The organism is Nonomuraea africana, from assembly GCF_014873535.1.
GTDB lineage: Bacteria > Actinomycetota > Actinomycetes > Streptosporangiales > Streptosporangiaceae > Nonomuraea > Nonomuraea africana.
Genome location: NZ_JADBEF010000001.1, coordinates 1,035,805 through 1,058,317 on the forward strand (window position 1 = coordinate 1,035,805; position 22,513 = coordinate 1,058,317).

The window sequence follows — 22,513 nt, forward strand, 5'->3', positions numbered from 1 at the left end:
AAGTGCGTCTATAGCGTCCTGAAACGTGAATCTCCCGAAGAAGCTGCTGAAAGGCCTGCTGGCGGCCCTTGTGCTGGTCCCTGTGGGTCTTGCGGCCACCCCCGCCTCCGCCGATCCCCCCGGCGACCCCCAGATCCCCTGGCGTCAGGACCACTGGCCGCAGACGCAGCCGTGGCAGCGTGACGAGCCGGAGTCCGACCCGTCGCTGCGCGGCCGTCCCTCGGCCTCGGTCGCCCCGATCGACCCGCAGAACTGGAAGAACCCCGACCACATGACGTGGGCGGACTACAAGAAGATCCCGGGCACCAACTGGGCCGACCCGAGCGTCAAGGGCTCCACCCGCACCTTCAAGGGCGCGCTGGTGCTGCTCGACTACCCCAACCAGTCGTTCGTGGTCACGCAGCCCAAGGGTGCGACGATCTACCGCAACCCCAGCGCCGAGGCGCACGACGTGCCGCGCGACCAGGTGGCCAAGTTCTACCAGGACTTCCTCAACACCCCCAACGCGCTCAACCGCGGCCACACCATCCACGAGTACTGGATGGAGGACTCCGGCGGACGCTACGGCGTCGAGCTGACCGGGTTCGGGCCCTACACGATGTCGGGCAAGGACCACGAGTACGCCATGGAGTTCCAGGGCGGCACCGGCTGCCCGGCGGGTGACTCGTGCAACAAGAACCTGCGCACCGAGGGCAAGGCGCTGTGGGTGGGCGCCATCGGCGAGGAGGAGGCCAAGAAGTTCGACTTCATCTTCTACCTCAGCGCCGGCCAGGACGAGTCCGCGACCTGGCAGGAGTTCGGGATGATGAAGTTCCCGACCAAGGAGGCCGTGCCCGACGAGTGGGGACCGGAGGACCCCAACCTGCCCAACTGGGTCAAGACCCGCTACGTCGACTGGACCTCCTGGCAGGCGGGCTCGAACTTCTGGCCCAACGCCGAGATCGGTGTCAACTCCGTGCAGGCCGAGAGCTCGGGCATGGGCGTCTACGCGCACGAGCTGAGCCACATCCTCGGCGTGCTGGACAACTACAACAACCCCTACGCCAACCCGGTCCGCAGGGCCTACACCGGCATCTGGGAGATGCTGAGCAGGGGCAGCTTCAACGGCCCCGGCGGCCCGCACAGCCGCTGGATCATCCCGCCCACCTCCGGTGGATCGATGGGCGCCCAGCACATGCTGCGCAACAAGATCAAGCTGAAGATGGTCGACGAGGAGAACGTGCTACGCCTGTCGCGTGACGCGCTCGACGAGTCGGGCCTGGTCACCGCGAAGGTCACCGCCCGCGCCGTCCAGCCGGGGCCGAACGGCCTGATGGGCCTCAACATCCAGTTCGACTCCGGCGACAAGTCGCCCTCCTGCCAGTGGCAGACCGACCCGCTGTGCGACGGCGGCGGCTACGAGAACTACACCGTCGAGGTCGTCGACCGGATGGGCACCGACTCCTTCACCCCCGACGCGGGCGTGCTGCTGGCCAAGACCAAGAACCAGGACAGGGCGCCGTTCGAGTGGGTGATCGACGCCAACCCGCAGGACATCAACATGACCGACTACGTCCTGCCCGACGGCACCAAGGTCCCGATCACCATCGGCGACTACCGCCAGCTGTCCGACGCCCTCTTCCACGCCGGCACCGACTCCGGCAGCGAGTACGAGTACGTCGACGAGGGCAACCGCCTGCACTTCTACATCACCGACGTGCACCGTGACCGCGAGGGCGTGCTGTCCTACACCGTCGCGGTCCGCTCCCTGGACGGCGCCGGCCCGCACCGGCGCGGGCTCAAGCTGCTGCCCGCCGCCGGCGTCCCCACCGGCAAGGGCCTGTCCACCTGCGCGTTCCCGCTGTTCAACACCGGCAGGACGAGCGCCACGACGGCCGCGCACCCCGAGGACGTCTCCGCCTACCTCGGCGGCGACGTCTACCGCCTCAGCGCCTCCGTCGAGGGCCGCGGCTGGAGCACCCAGCTGCCCAACGCCCTCGCCGCGGTCGCCAACGGCGAGCGTGAGTCCGTCACGGTCAACGCCCTGCGCGCCGAGGGCGGCAGCCGCCTGGCCAAGGTCACGCTGACCGCCACCTCCGAGTCCGACCCCGCCAAGTCCGTGACAGCCACCTGTCACGTGGCCGGACTGTAACCAGTAGACGGGGTACGGCCCGGCCGTACCCCGTCTACCACGCGTGGGTGACGCGAGAGGGCGACCTGCCTGCGGAGCCGAGCAGCTTCGTCGGGCGCGGGCGACCGTCGATCTGCTCCACGACCGCGCCGCGGCCTGCGCCGCCGCCTTCGCCGGCGGCGGGTCCATGCCGGAGGCATGACGGTGGCCGCGCGATGTCGATTCGGTGGACAGCGCGCCACCACTGGCGCGGGCCGTACGTGATCGGCTTGAATCACCCCGAAGGGGGTGCGTGGTGACGGGGCCGCTGCGACTGACGGAGGACGATCCGAAACCCCGGCGCACAAGGCGGGTGTGGGCGGCGCCGGTCGCCGCGGGGGCCGCGGCGGGAGCCGCGAGCATCCTGGCCGCGTCGCTGGAGTGGGAGATCCCGCCGGCCGCCAAGATCGGCGTGACCGGGCTGGCGGCGGTGCTGGTGGGCGTGACGACCTGGGCCACCACCGCGGGCGGCAAGGACGCGGCCAAGCCGCCGCGTCCCGAAGACCCCCTGTGGCGACCGCCCGACCAGTGGCCGCCCTCGCCCGAGCACTTCACCGGGCGCACCGAGGCGCTGGCCGACCTGCGCAGGGTCTTCGCCGAGCGGCGCAGGGCGAGCGAGCTGGCGCCGCCGCTGGTGGTCTCGCTGTACGGCAGGGGCGGCGTCGGCAAGTCGGCGCTGATGGCCAGGTTCGGCCAGGAGATCGCCGAGTGGTTCCCCGACGGCCGCCTCTACGCCAGCCTGCGCGGCATCCGCCCCGACGAGGTGCTCATCGGCTTCCTGCGCGCCCTCGGCGTGCGGCTCACCACCGATCCCGGCGGCCTGGAGGAGCTGCGCAAGCTCTGGCTGACCTGGACCAAGGGCCGCAGGATCCTCATCGGCCTCGACAACGTCGACGACGCCGAGCAGGTCAAGGCGCTCATCCCGGCCGAGCCGGGCTGCGCGGTGGTGGTCACCTCCCGGCAGCCGCTGTTCCTGATGAACGCCTACGACACCCAGCTCAGCGTCTTCAGCGAGGCACAGGGCGTCGAACTGCTGGCCAGGCTCGCCGGCGGCGAGCGCGTCGTCGAGGACCTGAGCGCCGCCAAAGAGATCGTCAGGATCTGCGACTACCTTCCACTGGCGATCAACATCTGCGGCGGACGGCTGGCCACCAGGTCCACCTGGTCGCTGCGCGAGCTGGCGGGCCGGCTCGCCGACGAGCGCCGCCGCCTGGACCAGCTGGAGCTGGCCCGCACCGTTGACAAGAGCGTGCGCGCCTCCGTCCAGCTCAGCTACGACGACTGCACCGGCATGCAGCGCCGCCTGCTGCGCCTGCTGTCCTCGCTCACCTCGCCCGACGTCCCCGGCTGGGTGGCCGGCGAGCTGCTCGACGTCTCCGTGCTCGACGGCGTCGACCAGCTGGAGGCGCTGGTGGACGTCCAGCTCGCCGAGAGCTCGGGCGCCGACCAGACCGGCGCCGTCCGCTATCGCCTGCACGACCTGGTCCGCCTGTTCGCCGCCGAGCTGGAGGAGGACAGGCGCACCGCCGCCATCGAGCGCGTCCTGTACGGCTACCGCCGCCGCGCAGAGGCCGCCGCCCAGGCCCGCTGGCCGCAGGACTGGGGCCGCACCGGCCGCGTCGGCGACTTCGAAGGACAGACACAGGCCAGCGACTGGCTCAACGCCGAACGTCTCAGCCTCATGGCGGTGATCCACCAGGCCAGGTCGATGGAGCTGTGGGAGCTGGTCTTCGGCCTCGGCCGCGCCTTCTGCTCCATCTGCCACTCGCTGCGGGCCTACTGGACGGACTGGGGCGAGATCGCCGAGATCACGGTCGAGGCCGCCCGCCATACGGGTGACCGGCGCGCGCTGGGCATCGCCCTGCTCGACAGGACCGCCGTGAGCGCGGGCGACGGCGCCACCGAGGCGCTGAAGATCTTCACCGAGCTCGGCGAGTCGTGGTGGGCGGCCAGGGCCATGCGGACGATCGGCATGCGGCTGTTCAACGAGGGCAACCTCGACAGGGCGCAGGGCTACCTCATCGACGCGATCACCGCCTTCAGGGCAGAGGAGGACTACTGGTGGATGGCGCGCACCCAGCGCAACCTCGCCGAACTCCGCCTGGCGGAACGGCGGCCAGAGGAGGCCCGCGAGCTGCTGGAGGACGCGCTGGAGGTCTTCAAGCGCGACGGCAACCGCTACTCCGAGGCGCAGACGCTGCGCGCGTACGGCGAGGTGCTGGCGGCGCAGGCGCGAGGACTGCGCAGGGAGGGCGACCACAGGGCGGCGGCCGACCTGTTCACCAAGGCGGGCTTCAGCCTCGACCGGGCCGCGGAGATGTTCAGGAGCAGGAGCGAGCTGTGGGAGGAGGCGCGCTGCCTGCGCGCCGCGGGCGAGGTGGGCGACCCGACCAACGGGCTGCGCGAGCTCGACGACGTACGGCGGGCCGAGGAGATCCTCTCGGCGCTCGGCGACTCGTGGGGCGTGGCGCGCACCCACCTGTCGGCTGGGCGCGCTCTGGCCAGGCTCGGCAGGAAGGCCGAGGCCGAGACGGAGCTGCTACGCGGCGTCGCCGCCTTCGAGGCGCTCGGCGACCAGTGGTGGATGGCGCGCAGCCTGCGCTACCTGGGGGAGACGCACCTCGACGCGCAGGACAGGGCCGCGGCCGTACCGCCGCTGGAGCGGGCCCGCGAGATCTACCGCAGCCTCGGCAACGAGGCGGGCATGCGCAGGACACTCGAACTGCTCAGGAGAGCGGAGTCCTGATCAGGTGCCCCGCGGCCCTGCGGGCCTCCTGGATGGACTCCTCGAATAGCACGCGCACGTGGCGCGCCTGGTCGGCCAGCTGCTGGATGTGCGGCAACGCCAGGTCGTCCCGCACGGTCTCGGCCAGCAGGCGCTGGTAGTCGGGGGTGCGGGCGGCCAGCATCTCCAGGCGCCGGTGGGCGCGGTAGACGTCGTCGGCCCTCAGCACCTGCAGCGCGTACTCCTCCAGGTGGCGCACGCGCTGCGACAGCGACGTCCAGGCCTGGTCGAGTGCGCCCGAGTAGGGCGCGAACGCGGCTCTGAGGTTCTTCGGCAGGTCGGTCGGGACGATCCTGCGGTGCTCCTCGTGCATCCGCGACAGCTTGGCGAGCCTTCTGGCGATCTGCCACACCTCCTCGGGCAGCGAGACCTTGTTGTCGATGGAGTCGATCAGGCCCGCCCTGTGCACCTCGGAGGAGAGGATCGTGTCGGCGGCGTCCTGGGCCCTGCGCAGCAGCACCTGGCAGGGGTAGTCGAGGTCCTCGGGCAGGACGTAGCGGTCGGCGTGGTCGTAGGCGAGTCTGAGCCGGCGCCTGGCCGTGCGGTTGGTCTCGTCCATGGCCATCCAGCGCATCAGCCCGATCAGCGACATGCCGACCAGCGCGACGACCATCCCGGCGGTATTGGTCAGCATCCAGATCAGCAGCAGGAAACCGGGCAGCACGAACAGCAGGGCGGAGTTGCGCGCGGGCTCGTGCTGGCGGCCCGCTCTGGCCATGCGCATCACGTATGGGCTCGCTCTCAGCTGAGCCGAGACCTCCGGCGGGAGGGAAGGATCGAGCACCAGACGCGGGGGAAAAGCACGCGGATCCATCAGTTCCTCCCGAGGGGACCGTCGCTCTGAGGCGATGGGGGTATCGGGAGCGGGAGGGTCGTCGAGGCCCGAGCGTGCAGTGACCTGCCTGACCTGCATGACCTGCCTGATCCGCACATCAGAGATCTCCGTTTCCTGCACGCTGGATACGTGACAGGGTCATGATGATCGTGTGACTCGTCAGGCGCGCACCTGTCCAGGTGCGGTGTACGAACTCGGGTACCACCTCGTGTGGTGCCCGAGGTATCGCCGCCCGGTCCTCGGCGGGCGGGTGGAGGACCGCCTTGAGGAACTGGTTCGCGCCAAGGCAAACGAGCACGGCTGGCGGATCCGTGCGTAGGTCGTTCAAGTTTCTGATCCGCCCCACCGCCCGGCAGGCCGCCGCGCTCACCCAGTGCCTGGAAGACCACCGCCAGCTCTACAACGCGGCGCTGGAGCACCGCCGCACCGCCTACCGCAAGGCGGGTGTCACGATCCGGTACGGCGAGCAGTCGGCCGAGTTGAAACACATCAGGGCCGATGACCCCGACGGGCAGGCGCGCTGGTCGTTCTCCTCCCAGCAGGCCACGCTGCGGCGTCTGGACAAGGCGTTCACGGCGTTCTTCGCGCGCGTCAAGGCCGGGCGCGCACCGGGCTTTCCGAGATTCAAGGGCAAGGGCCGGTTCGACACGGTGCAGTGGCCGAAGGACGGCGACGGCTGCCGGTGGGACGCCCAGCCCGGTCATCCCTCGGCGACGTTCGTCCGACTGCAGGGCGTGGGGCATGTCCGGGTTCACCGGCACCGGCCGCTCCAGGGCACCGTGAAGACGATCACGGTCAAGCGGGAAGGCGACCGCTGGTTCGTCGTGCTGTCGTGCGACGACGTTCTCGCCGAGCCGCTCCCCGCCACCGGCGCGGCCGTCGGCATCGACCTGGGCGTGGCATCGCTGGCCACAACCAGCGACGGCGAGCAGCTCGCCAACCCGCGCCACCTGACCGCCTCCGCCGACCGGCTCACGACCGCACAGCAAGCCCTGGCCCGCAAGAAACGCGGCTCCCAGCGGCGGCGCAAGGCCGTCGCCCGCGTCGCCGCGCTGCACGCCAAGGTGCGCCGCCAGCGCCTCGACCACACCCACAAGGCCGCGCTGGCCCTGGTCCGCGACTATGACGTGGTCGTGCACGAGGACCTGCGGATCGCCAACATGACCCGTTCCGCGTCCGGCACGCTCAGCGAGCCGGGCCGGAACGTCGCGCAGAAATCCGGCCTCAACCGTTCCATCTTGGATGCGGGTTGGGGGGTGTTCCTGACGATCCTCGCGCACAAGGCTGAAAGCGCCGGTCGCAAGCTGATCGCGGTGAACCCCGCCAACACCTCCCGCGCGTGCGCCCGCTGTGGGCACTGTGCGAAGGAGAACCGCGTCACCCAAGCCGAATTCGCGTGCACGGCGTGTGGACATGTTGCGCACGCCGACGTGAACGCGGCGATCAACATCCTCAGGACAGGGCTTGCCCTTCGCGACGCTGCGGAAGCGGCTTAGCGAGAAGCCGCTCTCTTCAGGGAGCGGAGGAGTCACCTCTTCATGCTGCGTTACGAAAGGCGAATCCGCACAGACTTATCCCGACATATAGGCTCGATTAGTGCGATGGATTGATCTTGAGGGTGCTGTCAACGTTCGTGACCTGGGCGGACTGCCCACAACCGACGGAGGAACGACGCGGCACGGCCGCATCCTCCGATCCGACAACCTGCAGGGCCTGACCCCTTCCGACGTCGATCTGCTGGTCGGCTCGCACAAGGTCAGGCACGTCGTGGACCTACGCTCGGGCCCCGAGGTCGCGCTGGAGGGACCGGGGCCGCTGACCTCCGTGGCGGAGGTGACCGTCCACCACCACACGCTGTTCGCCGAAGGCGGCAGGCACACCGACGTCGACGCCGACAAGGCGCTGCCGTGGCAGGAGCGTAACGCCGACGACGACCTGCGCGTCACCGGCTTCTACTACGGATACCTGCGCGAGCGCCCCGACTCGGTGGTCTCGGCGCTGCGCGTGATGGCGCTGGACGACGGCGCCGCGATCGTGCACTGCGCGGCGGGCAAGGACCGCACGGGAGTTCTGTGCGCGCTGGCGCTGTCGGTGGCGGGCGCCACCAGAGAGGCCATCGTCGAGGACTACGTGGCGACGGGGGAGCGGCTGGAGCGCGTCCTGACGAGGCTCAGGGCCAGCGCGACCTACCGCGACGACCTGGACTCCAGGCCGGCCGACGACCACATGCCGAGGGCGCGTTACATCGAGCAGTTCCTCGAGGTGCTCGACGACCGCTTCGGCGGCCCGATCCCCTGGCTGAAGGCGAACGGCTGGACCGAGTCCGACAGCGCGGCCCTGTGGTCCCGGCTGAGGGACTGACCGGGCCGGGCCCGAAGACCTCCGTGCGCGTGGCGCACCGGAGGTCTTTTCCATTGATCAGGCCCGACAGATCTCGTAGCGTGGGGCGACCTCATGTTTCACCGGGGGCCTCATGTGCGCATCAGGCACGGGTAGAGCACTCAACTCCGGTCCGGCAGGGCGGCGGGCTCCGGCAGGGGGAACAGGCGCAGGAATCGTTCGGCCAGGCCCCTCGGGTCGTCGAGCAGCAGGCCACCGGCCTGCAGGGCCTCCGCGAGGGGGAGGTCACCGTACAACAGGGCGCTCAGGGTGCCCGGATCGGTCTCGATCGTCGCGTCGGCCCGATCGGCCTGGCCGCGTGCGATCTCGAGCCGCCCGTCGGCGATCTGGACGCGGAAGCGACCCTCGCCCAGTCCGAGTGCCACGACCGCGTCGAACCCCTCGGCGGCCTTCGGGTCGAACAGGGCTCTGAGGGACAGCACCAGGGAGTCGGCGCCGATCTCGGCGTCGCGCCGCAGTGTCGGTGAGCGGCTGCTCCACCGCCCGAGCTGGGTGACGATCGGCTCCAGCTCCGCACCCCATGCAGTCAGTTCGTACACCCAGGAGCCGGCGGGCGGGGGCAGCTTGCGCCGCCGTACGACGCCGGCCTCGGTCAGCTCGCGCAGCCGCTGGGTCAGCATGTCGGCGCTCGCCCCGGGCAGCCCCGCCCGCAGGTCGGTGAAGCGCTTGGGGCCGAGGAGCAGCTCGCGAACGACCAGGAGCGCCCACCGCTCTCCGATCAGGTCAAGCCCGTGCGCCACCGCGCACCCGTCGTCGTACTTCCGCCTGCCCGCCACACCGACGATCCTATCCACAAAGTCGGAAAGGCCGTCTCTATAGTTGTTTTTTCCAACCTCTCGGTTGTACTATCCAACCATGGTTGGCCGCCGTCTTGGCGGATCTGTCCGAGAAGAAGAGAGAGAACGCTCATGCCCCAGTTCTTCATCGAGGCTCCCACCGGAGTCCGGCACGAGGCCAAGCAGAAGATGATGCGGGACATCACCGCGGCGATCGACGCGGCCTACCACATTCCCGACGTCCGGATCTGGCTCCGCGAGTACTCGCCCGACCAGGTCGCCCAGGACGGAGAGCTCGCCGCGGAGCCGATCCGGCCGCTGTGCTTCCTCGAAGCGCCCGAGCTCGCCGACCTGGACGCGAAGCGGCAGATGGCCGGCCGGATCCACGACACGATCGCCGAGGCCTACCAGGGCCTCGCCAACACCGAGGAGACGCTGATCCTCATGAACCACTACCCACTCGAGAACGCGGGCTGGGCAGGCCGCCTGCAATCCGACAACCCCGACATCGTCGAAGCCATGACCGAGCTGAACGGCACACCCGCGGGGTGACTGGTCGGTGGTGTGCGTGGACTCCACCATCGAGCGCCATGCGCCCGCCTCCGACGAACCGCCCGTGCTCTTCGTCTTCGAGGGTGAGATCTCGCCGGACCCCTAAGGCCTCCGGCTAGCGCACGCGGACGACCGTGTGCTCGTCGGCCGAGCGGCGGGCGGCCTCGATGACCGTGAGTGCGTCCACCACGTCCCGGGGGTCGACGGGCGGCGCGGAGCCGTTGGTCAGGCAGGCGGCGACGCCCTGGTAGAAGTCGAGGTAGGAGCCGGGCTCGGTGCGCACGGGCTCGCTCGCGTCGTCGGTGCCGAGCCTGCCCCAGCGCTCCTCGGGGTCGGCGCCGAACCCCGGCTCGTCAGGCACCGCCCCCGCTCGCAGCCGGTCCTCCTGCGGGTCCAGGCCGTACTTGACGTAGGCGGCGGCCGAGCCCAGCACCCTGAAGCGGGGGCCGAGCCGGGCGGCCAGCGCGCTGACCCACAGGTGCGAGCGGGCGCCGCTGTCGTGGGTCAGCGCCAGGAAGGAGTCGTCGTCGGCGGCGACGCCCTCACGGCGTACATCGCTCTCCGCGTAGACCTCCCGCACCGGGCCGAGCAGCTGGAGCGCCTGGTCGACGAGGTGGCTGCCGAGGTCGTAGAGCAGGCCGCCGACCTCGTCCGCGCCGCCGCTCTCCCGCCAGCCGCCCTTGGGCCGGGGCCGCCACCGCTCGAAACGCGACTCCAGTCGGTAGATGTCGCCCAGCGCGCCCTCGGCGATCAGGCGGCGAAGGGTGAGGAAGTCGCCGTCCCACCGGCGGTTCTGGAAGACGGTCAGCATGAGGCGCTTGCGCCCGGCCAGCTCGACCAGCTCACGCGCCTCGTCCGCGGTTCTGGCGAGGGGCTTGTCGACCACGACGGCGCGTCCCGCGTTGAGCGCGGCGGTGGCCAGCGGGACGTGGGTCCTGTTGGGCGAGGCGATGACGGCCAGGTCGCACCGGGGCCACAGGTCGTCGGCGTCCTTGACGGCGGCGGCGCCGTACCTGGCGGTGACCTCGGCGGCGCGGTCGGGATCGCGGGTGACGACGGCGGCCAGGCGCAGGCCCGGCGTCGCGTGGATGAGCGGGGCGTGGAAGACCGCTCCCGCCGTGCCGTACCCGACCAGGCCCACCCGGATCTCGCTCATCACCCCACGATATCCGGTCCTCGATCTTGCCATCCGGCGTGCCGCACCGGGCGCTTCGGCGAGGTGTCTGCGGGGTTCCGGCGGGGGTTCCGCCCGGTGCCCATCGAGCCGGTACGCCTGAACGCGCTGCCCACCGCCCCCGCGGAGCGGCCTGCCGCGGCCGCGAACCGACCCGCGGGACGGCAGGACCCGGGTCACATGTGGTCGGGGTCCACGGCGAGAGCCACGTGGATGAGGTCCTCGATGGCGTGGGCGAGGCGGCCGTCGGAGATCTCGTAGCGGGTCTGCCGTCCCTCGGGCACCGCGACGACCAGCCCGCACCCGCGCAGGCACGCCAGGTGGTTGGAGACGTTCTGCCGGGTCAGCCCCAGCTCGTCGGCGAGCCTGGCCGGATAGGAGGGACCCTGCAACAGGGCGATGAGCAGGCGGCAGCGGTTGGGGTCGGCCAGGGCTCTGCCGATCCTGGCCATCGCGTCGAGCCGGGTCTCCACAGTGAACACGATTATCAGGATACACGAGTTGCTGTATATACAGCGCGTGCTGTATATACATGGCTGACTGTATTGATCGTGGAGGATGGCGCCATGGGACACGGGCACGGGCACGCGACGGCGAGCGCGCAGCACCGCAAGAGACTGATGATCGTGCTTCCGCTCACGCTGAGCGTTCTGGTCGTCCAGGTGGTGGGCGCGATCACGTCGGGCAGCCTCGCCCTGCTCGCCGACGCCGGTCACATGGCCACCGACGGGGCGGGCATCGCGCTGGCCCTGTTCGCGATCTGGATCGCCGGCAAACCGGCGAGCTCCCGCAGGACGTTCGGCTACCAGCGGGCCGAGATCCTCGCCGCCGCCGTCAACGCGGTGCTCCTGCTCGGGCTGAGCGGCTACATCCTCGTCGAGGCCGTACGGCGGTTCGCCGATCCGGAACCGGTAGGCGGCACGATCATGATGGTCACCGCGGCGGTCGGCCTGGTGGCCAACGGCATCGGGCTGTGGCTGCTGCGCGACGGCAAGGAGGAGAGCCTCAACCTCAAGGGCGCCTACCTGGAGGTCCTCGGCGACCTGCTCGGCTCCGTGGCGGTACTCGCCGGGGCGGTCGTCATCCAGCTCACCGGCTGGGTCGCCGCCGACGCGATCATCTCGGTGGTCATCGCGGCGCTGATCCTGCCGCGCACCTGGAAGCTCCTCAAGGAGGCCGTCGACATCCTGCTCGAGGCCACGCCCAGGGGCGTCGACCTGGCCGAGGTGCGCAAGCACCTGCTGGAGGCGCCGGGCGTCACCGACGTGCACGACCTGCACGCCTGGACCATCACCTCAGGCGTGCCGGTGATGTCGGCCCACGTCGTGGTGGAGGAGGACGCCCTGACCAGGTGCGGCCCCCTGCTCGACCGGCTGCACGAGTGCCTGGCGGGGCACTTCGACGTGGAGCACTCCACGCTGCAACTCGAACCGGCGGGCCACGTCGACCACGAGGGCGCCAGGCACCACTAACCCGCCGGGCGCGGACGGCTAGCTCTCGCGGTCGTCCCGCTCGGCCAGGAACGCCTCGAACTGCGCGGCGAGCTCGTCACCCGTCGGCATCGGGGTGCTCTCGGCCATCAGGTTCTCGCGGTCCTCGCCGCCGGCGAAGGCGTCGTACTGCTGCTCCAGCCCCTTGATGGCCGACGACAGCTCGGCCGAGGACTCGATCTGCTCCTCGATCTCGGAGGTGGTGCGCCTGGCCGCCTCGTGCAGGCTCTCCATCGGGAACACCAGCCCCGTGCCCTTGGTCACCGACTCCAGCGCCGCCACGGCGGCCTGGGGATACTCCGCCTGCGACAGGTAGTGAGGCACGTGGACGGCGTAGCCGAGCGCGTCGCGCCCCAGCTCGCTCATCCGGTACTCCAGCAGCGCCGCCACGCTGCCCGGCACCTGCACCCTGCCGAAGGCGCTCACCTGGGAGTTGATCAGCTCGGGCCTGCTGGCGTGCGAGGTGACGCCCAGCGGCCTGGTGTGCGGCACCGCCATGGGGATGCCGTGCACGGTGACCATCTTGCTCACCCCCAACCGCTCGGCCAGCGAGGCGACGGCCGCGGTGAACAGCTCCCACTCCCTGTCGGGCTCGGGACCGCTCAGCAGGAGAAACGGCGTGCCCGTCAGGTCACGGGCCTGGCGCAGCGCGAGCTCGGGAGCCTCGTAGCCGACCCATCTGTCGGTGTCGAAAGTCATGGTCGGCCGCCGCGAACGGTAGTCGAGCAGGCGGTCGACGTCGAAGGTCGCCACGACGCTGTGCTCCAGCTCGGCAAGCAGGTGGCCCAGCGCGAGCCGTCCGGCGCCGCCCGCGTCGACGAAACCGTCGAAGTGGTACACCAGCACAGGATCGGTGAGCTCGGGGGTCTCCTCCGCCAGCCGGTAGAGATCCGTCGGGTCGAACACAGTTGATCAGCCTTTCCCTCGGTACTCTCTCCTGAACCTACGGCGAGCCGGAACGATTCCGTGCACGGCACCATATCGATGGCGAATGACGAGCATGAACGAGGACCCCGAGCTCGAGGACTTCGCCACCAGGACGTCCGACCTGGCAGGGGGGTTCCGGCGAATCTCACCGACCATAAGGGCGACACGCTGCTGATGCCGGCCGCCCACCACGGCCACGCCAAGACCGTCAGGCCGTCGGCGGGCGCGGTCTTCAAGAAGTAACGCGAGGTCGTCGGGGCCCTTCTTGAGGCCGACGCGGACCCGTCACTCGGTACCACTTCAGCTCTTGACAGCGCGCGGATGTTCGGGCACGGAGAGCTGATTCGAGCAATAGCTCATTGAGTGATAAATTCCGCCATTCGTCCGATATGGCGCTAAGAAAAGATCATTGCCATGCTGTGTGCATGGCTAGTACGTCTGCGCATGCGTTCGAGGCCACGATCCTCCGCATCCCACCGCTCCGCTGCCCGTTCCCCAGTGAGGTCAACCCACACGTCGAGGAAGCCAGCCAGGACAGTTTCGCCTGGCTGCTCGACACCGGGATGCTCGACCATCCCGACACCTTGGAACGTTACCGCCAGGCCAGGTTCGGCTGGCTGACCGCCAGGGCCTACCCGCTGGCCGACCGCGAGATGCTCAAGCTCCTCATGGACTGGTGCATCTGGCTGTTCGCCTTCGACGACGGCTTCTGCGAGTCCGAGCGGATGAGCCGACGCACCGGTCTCATCGCCCGGGCGCTGCCCGAGATGTTCCGTGTCCTCCACGACATCGACTCCGACGACCCTCTCACCAACGTCTTCGCCCGCTCGCTGCAGGAACTCAAGGCCCGCATCGCCGTACACGCCGAGCGCGACCAGCTCGAGCGCTGGTGCTCGGCCACCAGGGAGTACATCTTCGCCCAGGTGTGGGAGGCGGCCAACAGGGAGGCCGACGTGGTGCCCACGCCAGAGGACTACGTCTTCATGCGACGCCGCACCGGGGCGATGTACCCGGTGTACGCGCTCATCGACATCGCGGGCGGCTACCGGCTCACTCCGGAGGAGTGGCACCACCCCGACGTGAGAGCGCTCACCGAGCACGCCAACGACCTGGTCGTCTGGGACAACGACCTGTTCTCCTACGCCAAGGAGCGGACCCACGACCAGGCCCGGCACAACCTTGTCAACGTGCTCGTCACCCACCGCGGCTACAGCGTGCAGGAGGCGCTGGACGAGGTCGCGGAGATGCACGACCATGCCGTGGCCGAGATGGTACGGCTGCGCAAGTCCGTCGAGATGTGGGGCTCACCGGCCGTCGACGCCTACGTCACCGGCCTCGAGCACTGGGTGCGCGGGCACATCGTGTACTCGCTCGGCAGCGCCCGCTACATCCACGCCTGGCCGGCCAACACCCTGTGGCCAGAGGCCGTCTGACCTAGCTGGAGGAGGCGTCCACCTCGCCGAGCGCGAGCGTGGACGCCTCATCTAGGTCGAGGTGGGTGCCCGGTCGAATGCGGCCTGGTAGTTCTTCTCGCCGAGCGCCTTCTGGCACTCCTTGACGCACTTCTCGTGGTCCGTGGTGAGGAACGGCGCGCCCAGCATGGGAAGTCCCGAGGTCTTCCAGTTCGCCTGGAGTGCGCCCAGCAACTGGGCGGCCAGCTCGGCCTGTTCGAGAGCGGCGTAGATCCGCGCGGTCGTCTCCAGCGCGATCAGCGTGCCCAGCGTGTCGTGGAAGTGGCGCTTGACCCGCAGGCCCTCCTGTGCCGAGGTCAGCGCCGCCTGCGGTCTGCCGGTGTAGAGCAGCGGCAGTGCGAGCGCCCAGCTGGCGTAGGAGCTGACGAACAGTTCGCCCCGCTCCTTGCAGACCTGTAGGACGTCGACCAGCAGTGATTCGGCCTCGAACAGCTCGCCCTGCTGGCTCAGCACCAGCGACAGCTCGACGATCGCGGGGAGCAGGCCGGGGTTGAGTTCCTTGTTGCCGGTGTTGAACTCGATCGCCATGCCGAGCAGCGCGCTGGCCTTCTGCAGGTCGCCCTGGAGCAGGGCGGCCGTGCCCTGCATCTTGGAGGCGAGGATGACCGCGCGCGAGTCGCCGACCAGCACCGCCTCGCTGCTGCACTTCTCGGCGGCCTCGAGCGCGCCCACGCTGTCGCCCTGGGCGCTGCGCACGTACGACAGCACCCACAGCGCCTTGCAGCGCTCCTTGCTCGGGTCGGGGTTGGCCCGCAGGGCCCGCTCCAGGTAGACGCGGCCCTCGCGGACGAAGCCGCAGCAGATCCACATGAACCACAGCGACGACAGCAGCTCGAGGGCCATCCGGCTCTCGCCCGGCGTGCGCAGCGCGTGTTCCAGCGCGAGCCTGACGTTGTCGTGCTCCTGGCGCATGCGGACGAACCAGTAGATCTGCCGGGGCCCTGACCAGGCGTCCTCGCTGCGGCGGGCCAGGCTCAGGTAGTAGGACAGGTGCTTGTGGCGCAGCCGTTGGGACTCGCCCAGCTTCTCGAGCCACTCCTCGCCGTACTCGGCCAGCGTGTCGATCAGCTTGTAGCGCACGCCCGCGTGGTCGCTCCTGATCAGCAGGATGGACTTCTCCACCAGCCCGGTGACCAGGTCGGTGATGTCCTCGGCGGGCAGCCGGTCGTCGGAGCAGACGTACCTGGCCGCGTCGAGCTCGAAGTCGCCGGCGAAGACCGACAGGCGCGCCCACAGCAGCCGCTCGGCGGGCTCGCACAGCTCGTGGCTCCACCCGATGGCCGCGCGCAGCGTCTGGTGGCGCGGCAACGCCGTACGGCTGGCCCCGGCCAGCAGGCTGAAACGGTCGGTCAGCAGGCCCAGGATCTGCTCGACCGACAGCGCGCGCAGCCGCACCGCGGCCAGCTCGATCGCCAGCGGGATGCCGTCGAGCCTGCGGCACAGCTCCGCCACCGAGCCGATGTTCTGCTCGTCGAGCACGAAGTCGGGCACGACCGCGCCCGACCTGGCCGCGAACAGCTGCACGGACTCGTTGGTGAACAGGTTCTCCTGCGCGTCCTCGCCCGGCACGGCCAGCGGCGGTACCGGCACCACGTGCTCGTACGCCAGGTGCAGCGACTGGCGGCTGGTGGCCAGCACCTTGAGCCGCGGGTTGGCGTGCAGCAGCTCGTCGATCAGCTCGGCGCAGCCCTCGATCAGGTGCTCGCAGGTGTCGAGGATGAGCAGCATGTTGCGGTTGGCGACCCACTCCGACAGCGACTCGGACTCGCCTCGGGCCGACTGGTCGGCCACGCCGAGGGCCGAGGCGATGGTGTTCTTCACCATGCCCGCGTCCTGCAGCCTGGCCAGGTCGGCGAACCAGACGCCGTCCTCGAACTGCGCGCGCACCTGGTGCGCCAGGCGCAGCACGGTACGCGACTTGCCGACGCCACCGATGCCCGTGACGGTCACCAGATTGGTGTTGTCGTCGGACAAGTGACGTTTGAGGTTGGCGAGCAGCCTCGTCCGGCCGACGAAGCTCGTGAGCTCCGCCGGCAAATTGCCTTCTCGACGCCAACCTGTCGGGGTGGCCATGGGCAGCCTCACGGGGGGTAGCCGGACACCTTCTCACGCGCGGCTCCACTGTACCCCGGGAAGCCTTGACTGTCCCTTGTGCCGCACATGTGTTGGGGTGGTGTTTCTCCCTCCGGATAGCATTGTTGCCGTGAGTGAATTTCTACCTGAGCAGACGGCCGACGACACCGACCTCGGCTGGGGAGAGCGCCAGGAGGACGATTCCGACGCTTTCTACCTGGAGAACAAGCCCCCGCACTGGTGACTCAGCTGACCACGTCCTTGCGCCTGAACCGGCGGAAGGCCAGCGCGACGAGAATGGCCGCGTAGGTCACCGACACCGCCGCGCCCTTGGTCATCCCGCCCCAGTCGAGTACGGGGGCCAGCGCGTCCATCCAGGCGGTGTTCCAGAACGTCGGCAAGAACTCCCTGAGCGTCCCGAGCGCCTCCACGGCCTGCAGGATGCTGCTGACGATCACCAGCCCGACGGCCCCGCCCACCGCGCCGAGCGGCGAGTCGGTGACCGTCGACAACAGGAACGCCAGCGACGCCACCACGAGCTGGCTGACCAGGGCGTAGCCGATGACGATGCCGAAGCGCGGCAGCACGTCGAAGGCGGGGATCGTCTCGCCCGTCCCCGGCACCTGGATGTCGTTCCAGCCGAACACCAGCGTCCCGGCCAGCAGTGCCATCAGCGGCAGGCAGATCACCGCCGCGGCCGAGTAGCCGAGCGCCACGATCAGCTTCTGCCGCAGCAGCCTGTCGCGCGGCACCGGCGCGGCCAGCAGGTAGCGCAGTGACGACCAGTTCGCCTCGCTCGCCACGGTGTCGCCGCAGAACAGCGCCACTGCCACCACCAGCAGGAAGCTGGCCGACACCGACAGCGCGAACGCGGCGAAGTTGAGACCGCTCTGCGTGGCGAGGTCGGACAGCCGCAGGGCGTTCTGCTGGTTGGGGTTCTGCGGGCCGAACTGGAAGGCGATCACCAGGATCCACGGCAGCGCGAGCAGCAGGCCGAACATCACCAGCGTCCGCCGCCGTTTGAACTGCCTGACGATCTCCACGCGCAGCGGCAGCGTGCGGCGGCCGTCGTATCCCGCGGCAGCGGTGCTCAAGGCTTGTCTCCGATCAGATCCAGGAACACGTCCTCCAGGCGCGGGCCACGGCCGTTGTTCTGGCCGTTGTGCCGGCCGGTGTGCTCGGCGGTGGCCAGCAGTTCGGACACGGGTCCCGCGCTCACCAGGCGGCCGCGGGTCATGACCACCACGTGGTTGCACGTCTGCTCGACCTCCGCCAGCAGGTGGCTGGAGACGATCACGGTACGGCCGTCGCTCGCGTAGCGCTTGAGCACCTCGCGCATCTCCCTGATCTGGGGCGGGTCCAGGCCGTTGGTGGGCTCGTCGAGGACGAGCAGGTCGGGCAGGCCGAGCATGGCCTGCGCGATGGCCAGGCGCTGGCGCATGCCCTGGGAGTAGGTGCGCACCGCCCGATCCAGTGCCGTGCCGAGGTCGGCGATCTCCAGCGCCTCCTCCATGCGCGCGTCGGCGGCGGGGCGCCCCGTGGCCTGCCAGTACAGCGTGAGGTTGTCGCGTCCCGACAGGTGCGGCAGGAAGCCGGGACCCTCGACGAACGACCCCAGCCGGGACAGGACAGGCGCCCCGGGGGTGACCTTCTCGCCAAATATCCGGATCTGGCCGGTGTCGGGGTGGATGAGGCCCATCATCATCCGCATGGTGGTGGTCTTGCCCGCGCCGTTCGGCCCGAGCAGTCCCAGCACCTGGCCCTTCTCCACGCGGAAGGACAGCCCGTCCACGGCCTTCTCGCCGTTGCGGTAGGCCTTGGTCAGCCCGATGATCTCCAGCGGCACCTCGGCGTCCCCTGGCGTACCTCCGTCAGGGGCGGCTCCCGCTTTCTCGGGACGGCGGCGGCCGGTGGCCAGCAGGAGCGCGGCGGCCACGACGGCGGTCAGCGGCAGCGCCCACGTCCACCACACGGGCCCGGTCGGCGCGGCCTCCAGCGCGGCCACCGTCGGCACGGCCAGCACGGGCGAGGCGAGCCCCACCACGTAGCTCGCGGGCTGGGCGGGCGTCGCGTAGCCCATGTCGGTCGTGGTCAGCGCCAGCCGCAGCCGGTGACCCGCCGCGAAGCGGTGGTCCACCGCGGGCAGCGTGACGGTCGCCTCGGCGCTGTCCTTGCCCTCGGGGATCGTGATCCGCACCGGCGCGACCAGTCCGGCGGGCAGCGTCGGCGGGGTGGCGGCGTCGGCCACGTCGTAGAGCTTGGCGAACAGTGTCACCTCGCCCTCTCCTCGCACCCTGACCGTCACGGTGGGCGTGCCGGTGAGCTGCAGCGGCGCGGTCAGCGGCGCCGACTCGAAGACCGCGCTCTGCCCCGGCATGTCGAGGGAGACGCTGAGGCCGCCCTGGGCGCCGCCCAGCAGCCCGCCCATCCCCGGCACCGCCGAGATGGAGGCGGGGCTGCCGCCCGGCGGGTTGACGACGTTCTGCTCGGGGCCCGCCAGCCGGACCTGCGTGGTCGCGGTGCCGGTCAGGCCCGGATAGTGGTCGGCTCCTGGGTGCAGGCGGACGCGCTGCCTGGTGCCCGGGTCGCGGCCGCCGTCCCTGGTGATGACGAAGCGGTCGGCGGCCTCGGTGACGGCGTTCTTGCGCAGGTGGCGGTCGAACCAGCCGAGGGTGAGCTCGTCCAGCCAGTCGGCCTCGCCGTTGCCCCCGTCGTGCCCGCCGTCGAACCAGACCACCTCGACGGGCGTGCCGCCCGCGGCGATGGCCTTGGCGTTGGCGTCGGCCTGGGCGAGGGTGAACAGCGAGTCGCGCTGCCCCTGGACGAGCAGGGTGGGCGCCTTGATCCGCCCGGCCACGGCGGCCGGGCTCGACGCGCGCAGCAGCGCGATCGCCTCGGGCGTGGCCTTCCCCGTGGCCGCGGCCTGCTGGTACATCTCGCACACCGCGGGCAGGAACCGGCCGCATCTGGCCTCCTCGGCCGACAGCGGCCGCGGCGCCGCGGTCAGCGCGCCGAGACCCTGCGCCTCCACGCTGGGGCCGCCCCTGCTGAAGAACAGCCCGGCCCACATCTTCTTGAACACGCCGTTGGGGAACAGCGCCGCCGAGAGATCGTTCCAGGTGATCATCGGCACGATCGCGTCGACCCTGGTGTCGTGGGCGGCGGTCATCAGCGCGATCGCGCCGCCGTAGGAGCCGCCCGCGATGCCCACGCGGGGGTCGCCCTGCGCGTCGAGCTGGACCTCGGGCCGCCCGGCCAGCCAGTCGATCAGCTGCTTGACGTCCTTGACCTCGTAGTCGGGCGAGTTGAGCGCGATCTGCCCGGTGGAGCGGCCGAAACCGCGCGCCGACCAGGTCAGCACCGCGTAGCCCTGCTCGGCCAGCCGTACGGCCTGGGCCCTGACGCTCTGCTTGCTGCCGCCGAACCCGTGGGCCAGCAGCACGGCCGGAGCCCTGCCGCCGCCCCCCGGGGCGAAGTACGTCGTGTCGAGCTCGACCCGCTGGTCGTTCTCTGGACCGTCGAGGACGGCGATCCGCTGCTCCCGGCCCGTGATCTCGGGGGCGGACGGCCACACCAGCCAGACCACCGCCGCGAACACGGCCAGCGCCGCGACCAGCGCGGCTGCTCTCTTCATGCGCCGAGCGTACTGAGCAGTCCTGAGAAGCAGCTGAGACGCCTCACCCGGCGGGCGGCCTCACCCGAGGACGGCGTAGACGGTGCTGGCCACCGCGGCGGGCTCGCCGGCCCCCTCGGCGGTCAGCGTGATCTCGCAGAAGGCCAGCGTGCGCCCCAGCTTGGTGAGCCGGGCCGAGACGAGCACGTCGGCCCCCATGACCGGACGCTGGAACGTCGTGGACTGCTGAACGGTCGTCATCGGCACGAAAGCGCCTCTCGCCGCCGCGACGGCGACGACGGTCGCGGTGTCGGCGGCGGCCATCATCGCCTGGCCGCTCAGCGCGCCGCCCTCCCTGGCCAGCCGTCCCGACCAGGGCAGGCGCAGCACCGCGCGGTGGTCGCCCACCTCCTCCACCGTCAGGCCCAGGTCCTGGACCCAGGGGGCGAAGTAGTCCTTGAGTATCGCGTCGCCTTCTTCAGGAGTCACGCGATCATCATGCACGCTGGAGTCATGCTTGAGGAGGTCTTCCTGCCGTCGACGTACGGCGCGGGCGTGCCGTACGAGCTGTTCGCCAGGTTGCGGCGCGAGGCGCCGGTCTGCCGGATCCCCGAACCGGCCTTCGGCCCGTGGCGGGAGGGGCCGGGGTTCTGGGGCGTGTTCGGGCACGCCGACGTCAGGCACGTGCTGCGCACCCCCTCGGACTTCTCCTCCCACCTGGGCGCGACGCAGATCCGCGACCCCGACACCCCTGCCGACCTGGCCTTCGTCCAGGCCATGATGCTCAACACCGACCCACCCGAGCACGGGCGGCTGCGCCGGATCGTGGCGGCGGCCTTCACGCCGCGCGCGGTGCGGGCGCTGGAGCGGACCGTCGCCGAACGCGCCGCGGCCCTGTTCTCCGCGGGCGCGTGCGACTTCGTCGAGGTCGCGGCCGACCTGCCGGTCTGGACGCTCGCGCACGTCATGGGCGTGCCCGAGCGAGACCGCCGCCTGCTCTACGACTGGGCGTCACGGGTGATCGGCTACCAGGACGAGGAATACGCCGGCCTGGCCACGGCCGAGGACCTCACCCCGATGGGCAGGCTCGCCCTGGCCGCGCGCCCCACCCTGCGGCCCGGCGTGAACCCCAGGTCGAGGGCGGCGCTGGCGGACATGTTCTGCTACGCCCACGCCCTGGCCGGGCAGGCGCGGGACGACTCCGTGATGGGGGCCATGCTCGCCGGCGGCCTGACGGAGGCCGAGTTCGAGAACATGTTCTTCCTGTTCGCGGTGGCGGGCAACGAGACGCTGCGCAACGGCGTCCCCGGCGGGTTGCTGTGCCTGCTCGAGCATCTGGAGGAGTTCGCCAGGCTCAGGCGGGAGCCCGCGCTGATCGGCTCGGCGGTGGAGGAGATGCTGCGCTTCTGGCCGCCGGTCATGGACTTCAGGCGCACCGCCACGCGCGACCTGGAGCTGGGCGGGCAGCGGATCAGGGCGGGGGAGAAGGTCGTGGTCTACCACGCCTCCGCCAACAGGGACGAGACGGTCTTCCCCGACCCCGACCGCTTCGACATCGCCCGCACGCCCAACGACCACGTGAGCTTCGGGTTCGGCCCGCACGTCTGCCTGGGCGCCCATCTGGCCAGGGTGCAGATGCGGGCCGTCTTCGCCGAGCTGCTGCGCTGGCGGGTGCGCCTCGCGGGCGAGCCGGTCAGGCTCGTCTCCAACTTCCAGAACGGGCTGAAGCACCTGCCCGTCGTCCTGGAGCCGATGACCTAGTCGCCGCGGGCGGCCAGGAGGTAGTGGACCTCCTCCAGCCCGTCGTCCACCTTGGTGTGGCCGGAGAGCGTGAAGCCGAAGCGCTCGTAGAAGCGGCGGGCGCGCGGGTTGCCGGTCAGCACCCACAGGCCGATCGACCGGTCGGCGGGGATCGCCGCCACCGTCTCCGTCATCAGCGCCCGCCCGAGGCCCGTGGACAGGTGGCCGGGCAGTACGTAGATCGCGTAGACCTCGGTGTCGGCGAGCTCGTCACGGCTGTCGCCGTACATGCTGAAGCCGACGACCTCGCCGCCGGACTCGGCGACGAACGCGCGGGTGCGGCCCGAGGAGAGCGCCTGCCGCCGCAGGGCGACGTTCGGCTCGGTGACCGCCAGCCCGTCGAGGTAGCCGTCGTCGAGCACACCTCTGTAGGCGTACTTCCATGTGGCGATCCTGACGTTCTCGATCGCCGCCGCGTCGTCGGGAGTGGCTGTGCGCATGGGGAAATCATGCCTGATTGCGGAGAA

General features: G+C 70.5%; 19 protein-coding genes. 9 read left to right on the forward strand and 10 right to left on the reverse strand.

Annotated features, from left to right (window positions below):
- Positions 1 to 25 precede the first annotated feature (25 nt).
- Together H4W81_RS04675 and H4W81_RS04680 are read left to right on the forward strand one after the other, a co-directional pair.
- Positions 26 to 2,131, forward strand: a complete 2,106-nt coding sequence (locus tag H4W81_RS04675; RefSeq protein WP_192773631.1) for a M6 family metalloprotease domain-containing protein — start codon at positions 26 to 28, stop codon at positions 2,129 to 2,131.
- Positions 2,132 to 2,405: 274 nt separating this feature from the next.
- Positions 2,406 to 4,895 (forward strand): ATP-binding protein, encoded by a 2,490-nt coding sequence (locus tag H4W81_RS04680; protein WP_192773632.1) that lies wholly within the window; start codon positions 2,406 to 2,408, stop codon positions 4,893 to 4,895.
- Here the strand turns inward: H4W81_RS04680 and H4W81_RS04685 are convergent.
- Positions 4,876 to 5,658, reverse strand: coding sequence for a hypothetical protein (locus tag H4W81_RS04685; protein ID WP_192773633.1), 783 nt, complete (start codon positions 5,656 to 5,658; stop codon positions 4,876 to 4,878). The genes H4W81_RS04680 and H4W81_RS04685 overlap by 20 nt on opposite strands.
- A 295-nt stretch (positions 5,659 to 5,953) precedes the next feature.
- Between H4W81_RS04685 and H4W81_RS46740 the strand changes: the two genes are divergently transcribed.
- The 3 genes from H4W81_RS46740 (at position 5,954) to H4W81_RS04700 (ending at position 8,130) form a co-directional block, all read left to right on the forward strand.
- Positions 5,954 to 6,088 carry a transposase gene (locus tag H4W81_RS46740; protein WP_420538742.1) on the forward strand — a complete coding sequence of 45 codons (135 nt, stop codon included), beginning with the start codon at positions 5,954 to 5,956 and terminating at the stop codon, positions 6,086 to 6,088.
- Complete coding sequence (locus tag H4W81_RS04695; protein WP_225958461.1) at positions 6,033 to 7,265, forward strand: RNA-guided endonuclease InsQ/TnpB family protein; 1,233 nt, start codon at positions 6,033 to 6,035, stop codon at positions 7,263 to 7,265. The genes H4W81_RS46740 and H4W81_RS04695 overlap by 56 nt, the downstream gene beginning before the upstream one ends.
- Before the next feature lie 100 nt (positions 7,266 to 7,365).
- Complete coding sequence (locus tag H4W81_RS04700; RefSeq protein WP_192773634.1) at positions 7,366 to 8,130, forward strand: tyrosine-protein phosphatase; 765 nt, start codon at positions 7,366 to 7,368, stop codon at positions 8,128 to 8,130.
- Positions 8,131 to 8,270: 140 nt separating this feature from the next.
- On the opposite strand, the gene H4W81_RS04705 is transcribed toward H4W81_RS04700, so the two are convergent.
- Entirely contained in the window at positions 8,271 to 8,945 is a 675-nt protein-coding gene (locus H4W81_RS04705) for a winged helix-turn-helix transcriptional regulator (protein ID WP_192773635.1), read from the reverse strand.
- A 132-nt stretch (positions 8,946 to 9,077) separates the two neighbouring features.
- Here H4W81_RS04705 and H4W81_RS04710 point away from each other — a divergent pair, with 132 nt between their 5' ends.
- Positions 9,078 to 9,497, forward strand: coding sequence for a tautomerase family protein (locus tag H4W81_RS04710; RefSeq protein ID WP_192773636.1), 420 nt, complete (start codon positions 9,078 to 9,080; stop codon positions 9,495 to 9,497).
- 115 nt (positions 9,498 to 9,612) lie between these two features.
- Here H4W81_RS04710 and H4W81_RS04715 read toward each other — a convergent pair whose 3' ends face one another.
- Both H4W81_RS04715 and cmtR read right to left on the reverse strand, forming a co-directional pair.
- The gene (locus tag H4W81_RS04715) at positions 9,613 to 10,653 is read right to left on the reverse strand and encodes a Gfo/Idh/MocA family oxidoreductase (protein ID WP_192773637.1); all 1,041 of its coding nucleotides are present in this window, start codon (positions 10,651 to 10,653) and stop codon (positions 9,613 to 9,615) included.
- Positions 10,654 to 10,847: 194 nt separating this feature from the next.
- Positions 10,848 to 11,162: a Cd(II)/Pb(II)-sensing metalloregulatory transcriptional regulator CmtR gene (cmtR, locus tag H4W81_RS04720; protein ID WP_425574702.1), complete on the reverse strand. Its 315-nt coding sequence runs from the start codon at positions 11,160 to 11,162 to the stop codon at positions 10,848 to 10,850.
- Positions 11,163 to 11,237: 75 nt separating this feature from the next.
- Here cmtR and H4W81_RS04725 point away from each other — a divergent pair, with 75 nt between their 5' ends.
- Entirely contained in the window at positions 11,238 to 12,143 is a 906-nt protein-coding gene (locus H4W81_RS04725) for a cation diffusion facilitator family transporter (RefSeq protein WP_192773638.1), read from the forward strand.
- 18 nt (positions 12,144 to 12,161) lie between these two features.
- Here H4W81_RS04725 and H4W81_RS04730 read toward each other — a convergent pair whose 3' ends face one another.
- The gene (locus tag H4W81_RS04730) at positions 12,162 to 13,067 is read right to left on the reverse strand and encodes a proteasome assembly chaperone family protein (RefSeq protein WP_192773639.1); all 906 of its coding nucleotides are present in this window, start codon (positions 13,065 to 13,067) and stop codon (positions 12,162 to 12,164) included.
- A 446-nt stretch (positions 13,068 to 13,513) separates the two neighbouring features.
- Here H4W81_RS04730 and H4W81_RS04735 point away from each other — a divergent pair, with 446 nt between their 5' ends.
- A complete protein-coding gene (locus H4W81_RS04735; protein ID WP_192773640.1) occupies positions 13,514 to 14,521 on the forward strand; it encodes a terpene synthase family protein in 1,008 nt (335 codons plus the stop codon).
- Positions 14,522 to 14,572: 51 nt separating this feature from the next.
- Here H4W81_RS04735 and H4W81_RS04740 read toward each other — a convergent pair whose 3' ends face one another.
- The 4 genes from H4W81_RS04740 to H4W81_RS49155 form a co-directional block, all read right to left on the reverse strand.
- The gene (locus H4W81_RS04740) at positions 14,573 to 16,597 is read right to left on the reverse strand and encodes an ATP-binding protein (RefSeq protein ID WP_225958462.1); all 2,025 of its coding nucleotides are present in this window, start codon (positions 16,595 to 16,597) and stop codon (positions 14,573 to 14,575) included.
- Positions 16,598 to 16,878: 281 nt separating this feature from the next.
- Positions 16,879 to 17,727, reverse strand: a complete 849-nt coding sequence (locus H4W81_RS04745) for an ABC transporter permease (protein ID WP_192773641.1) — start codon at positions 17,725 to 17,727, stop codon at positions 16,879 to 16,881.
- Positions 17,724 to 20,267: a CocE/NonD family hydrolase gene (locus tag H4W81_RS04750; protein ID WP_192773642.1), complete on the reverse strand. Its 2,544-nt coding sequence runs from the start codon at positions 20,265 to 20,267 to the stop codon at positions 17,724 to 17,726. Before H4W81_RS04750 ends, H4W81_RS04745 begins: the two co-directional genes overlap by 4 nt.
- Positions 20,268 to 20,327: 60 nt before the next feature.
- Positions 20,328 to 20,735: a PaaI family thioesterase gene (locus tag H4W81_RS49155; protein ID WP_192773643.1), complete on the reverse strand. Its 408-nt coding sequence runs from the start codon at positions 20,733 to 20,735 to the stop codon at positions 20,328 to 20,330.
- Positions 20,736 to 20,759: 24 nt separating this feature from the next.
- Between H4W81_RS49155 and H4W81_RS04760 the strand changes: the two genes are divergently transcribed.
- Positions 20,760 to 22,007 (forward strand): cytochrome P450, encoded by a 1,248-nt coding sequence (locus tag H4W81_RS04760; protein ID WP_192773644.1) that lies wholly within the window; start codon positions 20,760 to 20,762, stop codon positions 22,005 to 22,007.
- On the opposite strand, the gene H4W81_RS04765 is transcribed toward H4W81_RS04760, so the two are convergent.
- Positions 22,004 to 22,486, reverse strand: coding sequence for a GNAT family N-acetyltransferase (locus H4W81_RS04765; RefSeq protein WP_192773645.1), 483 nt, complete (start codon positions 22,484 to 22,486; stop codon positions 22,004 to 22,006). The genes H4W81_RS04760 and H4W81_RS04765 overlap by 4 nt on opposite strands.
- Positions 22,487 to 22,513 lie beyond the last annotated feature (27 nt).

What these genes read in the sequence shown, in the direction of transcription:
- H4W81_RS04685 (WP_192773633.1), bottom strand. Translation starts at nt 5,658, where the DNA reads ATGCGCATGGCCAGAGCGGGCCGCCAGCACGAGCCCGCGCGCAACTCC.
- H4W81_RS04725 (WP_192773638.1), top strand. Translation starts at nt 11,238, where the DNA reads ATGGGACACGGGCACGGGCACGCGACGGCGAGCGCGCAGCACCGCAAG.
- H4W81_RS04735 (WP_192773640.1), top strand. Translation starts at nt 13,514, where the DNA reads ATGGCTAGTACGTCTGCGCATGCGTTCGAGGCCACGATCCTCCGCATC.
- H4W81_RS04750 (WP_192773642.1), bottom strand. Translation starts at nt 20,267, where the DNA reads ATGAAGAGAGCAGCCGCGCTGGTCGCGGCGCTGGCCGTGTTCGCGGCG.
- H4W81_RS04765 (WP_192773645.1), bottom strand. Translation starts at nt 22,486, where the DNA reads ATGCGCACAGCCACTCCCGACGACGCGGCGGCGATCGAGAACGTCAGG.
- H4W81_RS04760 (WP_192773644.1), top strand. Translation starts at nt 20,760, where the DNA reads ATGCTTGAGGAGGTCTTCCTGCCGTCGACGTACGGCGCGGGCGTGCCG.
- H4W81_RS04710 (WP_192773636.1), top strand. Translation starts at nt 9,078, where the DNA reads ATGCCCCAGTTCTTCATCGAGGCTCCCACCGGAGTCCGGCACGAGGCC.
- H4W81_RS04715 (WP_192773637.1), bottom strand. Translation starts at nt 10,653, where the DNA reads ATGAGCGAGATCCGGGTGGGCCTGGTCGGGTACGGCACGGCGGGAGCG.